General features: G+C 68.7%; 1 protein-coding gene. It reads right to left on the bottom strand.

Going from position 1 to position 3,685, the window contains the following annotated elements:
- The coding region (locus AC1DYX_RS29090) for an eCIS core domain-containing protein (protein WP_477265389.1) at window positions 1–3,664 on the bottom strand (3,664 nt) is incomplete at its 3' end.
- Window positions 3,665–3,685: the final 21 nt, after the last annotated feature.

Genomic DNA, 3,685 nt, shown 5'->3' on the forward strand with positions numbered 1-3,685 from the left:
GCGCAGGACGGTGCGCTCGTGCCAGCGAGTCGCGTTCGATGTCGCGTCCCAGTTCCTGCGGACCGCGCTTGCCGAGTACGGCAGCGCTGGAGACTTCTTTCACCTCGACCGCTGCGATCTCGACCGTGGTCGATTTGTCGACGCCCGCGACGCGCGTGGTTTGCGTCTCCTGCACGCTGATGTCGAGGATGCGGACGACGGCGCCGCTCGCGTCGCTCACCGGCTCCTCGAACACCAGGGTCGCGCGGGGGAACCTCTGCGCAAGCTGCACGCCGCTGGTGAGCGCACCCATTGCGCCGCGCTCGCTGGGGACCGAGCCGCTCGTCAGCGGGCCGAGGACCTTGCCCAAGCCCTTCGAGCGTGGCGCGAGCAGCGCGATCGATTGGAGGATCCCCTGCACCTGCACCGGCTCGAATCCGCCGACGAGGCTGTGCAAGCGCTCGGCGGTCAAATTCGGCCTGAGTTCGTAAAGCAGCCTGAACCCCTCTACCGCCTCGGCATCCCAGCTGGCCATGTGGGTCAGCAAGCGATTCGCAAGATCCCTGCTTTCGGCCGCGAATTCCTTCGGCGCCCCGTAGGCCAGCGCCCGCGCCAGCAGTACCGGGTCGCCATCGAGCGACAGATAGCGCGACAACCCGTTCCAGGCCGCTTCGTTGGCCGGGTCGATGAAGCGCGCAAGGTGCTGGAGCACGCGCGGCACGGCCCTTGCGCCGGCGGCGGTCGAACCCGCCTGTTCGAGCTGCGCTTCCAGCAATGCGCCGGGCACCGCCCTTTGTGCCCGCGCCTTCGCCAGGCCCTCGGCCGCGAGCTTGCCCTTTGCCATCGATGTCACGCTGTTGCCGAGCGCCGCGGCTGCCTTCGTGTCAACCGGCACGATTTCCGCCAGCACCGGGCCGCCCGGCTCGCTCACCTCGAAGCCGCCGCTCGGCAGCGCCTTGACGGTATTTCCCTGCTTCAGATAGCCGGCACGCAGTTCGGCGAGGCCGCGTGGCGGGTTCGCACGGTCGTAGACCCACTGGTCGCTGTCGCCCACGCGCACCAAGCCTTCGGTCGACTCGGGCAGCAATGCGCGCACTTTCAACAACGACGAGAAGTCCATCGCCTGGAGCTTCGTGCGCATCGCCCCGAGCGCCGCCTTGACCTGCGCCGGCGTGAGTTCGCCGAACGCGCCCGATTTCGCAAGGGGCTCGCAGTGCGCTTCGAGAAAGTCGGCAAGGTCGAGTCCCTGCTTGCGCAACGCTTCGAATTCCGGCTTGGCGAGCTTGCCCTGAGCGGCCGCAAGGTTGACGGCCTCGGCCGCGGCCTTGAAATCGCCGAGCCGATCCGCAACGTCCAGCAACAGCCTGGCCTGGTCCTCCGCGATGCCCAGGTCCTTGGCGATTTCCGACGCCCCTGGCTTGGCCAGCGCGGTGCCGCCGGCCGCCGTGGAAGGCACGGCATGCTCGGATTGGGCGGTGGCCGCACTGAGCGCCATGCCGATGCCGCTCATCACCATGTTAATAGTGAGCAACTGGGTGAAGTCCGTTTCGCCTTTCGAGTCCCTCAGTCTGGCCTCGATCAGCTGCACGCCGGTCTGCAAAGTGGCCATCCCGGCGGTGGGCGMGACCACCCGGGTGCCGAACGCGACGATCGCCGAGCGGCCCTTGGCAAGCGAGGTCCCGAATTCGGCGAACACGGTGCCGATGCGCGACAGCAGCACATTGATCGCAAGGCTCTTCGTCCAGCCAAGAACGCCCTTGGGACGCTGCGGGGAACCGGCGGGAAGGCTGGCGGCATTCAGCACCGTCAGCGTGGCGCCCTCGCCGAGCGCGGCCAGCCACTTCGACTGGGTCGCCGCGCGGATCCACAGGCCCATCCTGCCCGCCGTCGCGCCCGCGACGAACATGAACGGGAGCTGCTCGACAACCGCCGCGATGAGCTTCTTGGTTCGCACCTCGCCCGGGATCGCGTCGACGATTGGCTGCAGGCGCCCGATCCACCTATCGATCTTGCCGTCGATGCCAGGGTGGTCGCCTTGCTTGAGCTCGTCGGCGAATTCGTTCTGCAGGTTGGTGAGCTCCGTCAGCCAGCGTTGCCGGTCGTCCGCCGCGAACGGCAGCAAGGACTGGCCGGCGTTGTTGGTCCCGTACAGCAGCTCCTGCATTGGTTCGATCGGCTGCCACAGATGAAGCACCGCGACCCGCACCTGGACATCGACGATCAAGCGGATCAATGCCGCATTGTCGTCCGCATTCGGCATTTTGCCGACTTTCTCCAGGCTCGCCGGCAACGCGCCGATCGCTTCTTCCGCGCGCTTCAGATCGCGCAGAGCGTTGATCGTTCTCTGCAGTTCGCCGGTGCGCTTGCCGCGCATGCCGCCCTCGAAGGATTTCCGGATCTGGGCCACGGAGTAGCGCGGATCGTCACCCTTGAGTTCCTTGCCGACCACCAGCACCGTCTCCGCGCCAGCCATCGACTGCACGACGGTCTCGTACAGTTCCGGCAACTGCTTGCGCACGTACGCCCACAGGCCGTAGCTCTGGATGATCCGCAGATCCCTGTAGAACGTGTCGAGAAAGCGCAGCTCCGCAAAGATGCCCGGGTCGCTCGCCCTTGGCAGCGTGTCGAGGTAGTAGCCGGCGACGGTATCGAAGGCTTCGCGCATTTCGCCGGGCGTGTCGGTGCCGAGCGCGCCGGCCAGGCTCGCCATCCGGGTCACGCGGGGCTGCACCAGGTCGACCAGCGCGAGCAGGTTCGTGTCGCGCCGCTCCAACATGGCCAGCCCGCGCGCGTTCGGTTTGCCATCGACGACGTAGTACGCGCTGTCGACGGGCGCGTCGACCGGAAGCTCCGCGCCGACGACCCACGCATCGACCACCTGTGCCGCGCCTGCCTGCTCGGCCCGCCGTTGCTGCGCGAGCTGATCGATCCGGGTGATGCGGGCGGCCAGCGGTGCGCTCGGGTTCGGCAGCGTCTTGAGCGTGGCGACCAGGCCGTCGAGCGCACGCGCCGCCTGGCCGTGGAGCATCAGCACCTTTGCAAATGGCGCCTGGCTGCGCCCCGGGCCGGGCTTGCGTTGCAGCCGAAGGGGCCCCGGTGCGGCCGACTGCTGCAGCACATGCGCCAGCTCGTGTACCAGCAATGCACGGCCGGATGCCTTGTGCGGCGCGAACCGGTCCTGCCCGAACACGATGTGGTGCCCGAAGGTATAGGCATCGGCTGCGACATCGCGCGCCGAACGCGCCGCCACGTCGTCACGGTGCACGCGCACCCGGCTGAAGTCGTGCCCGACGGCGGCTTCCAGTTCGTTCCGCAGCGGCGCGGGCAAGGCCTCGCCGGAGCGCCCGATCGTCTCGTTCACGCTGGGTGGCAGCTGCGCCGACGACCAGGCGCGGTGGGCCCCGCCATCGCCCGCCGCCTCGGGAACCGCGCTGGAGGTAGCGGGCGTACCGGCCACGCGCTGCGCCAGCGCGTCGGCCTCCTGCTCGGCCGCGGCACTGGTGCTATCGGCGGTCGGTTCCCAGCGCGCTCCGGCGGGTGTACCGGCCAACGCAGTGTTGCCACGGTCGCGATGCGCCTGAATCTGGCCGAGGTCGTGCGCGCTGCGCGGTTCAGGCACGACGCCGCGCCGCGGCTGCACGGCGACGCCAGGAAGGGGCGCGATGGCGCGGCTCGGTGCAGTCATGTGCGCGCCTGATAGCGAACC

It is taken from the genome of Massilia sp. P2_C2 (assembly GCF_056404615.1).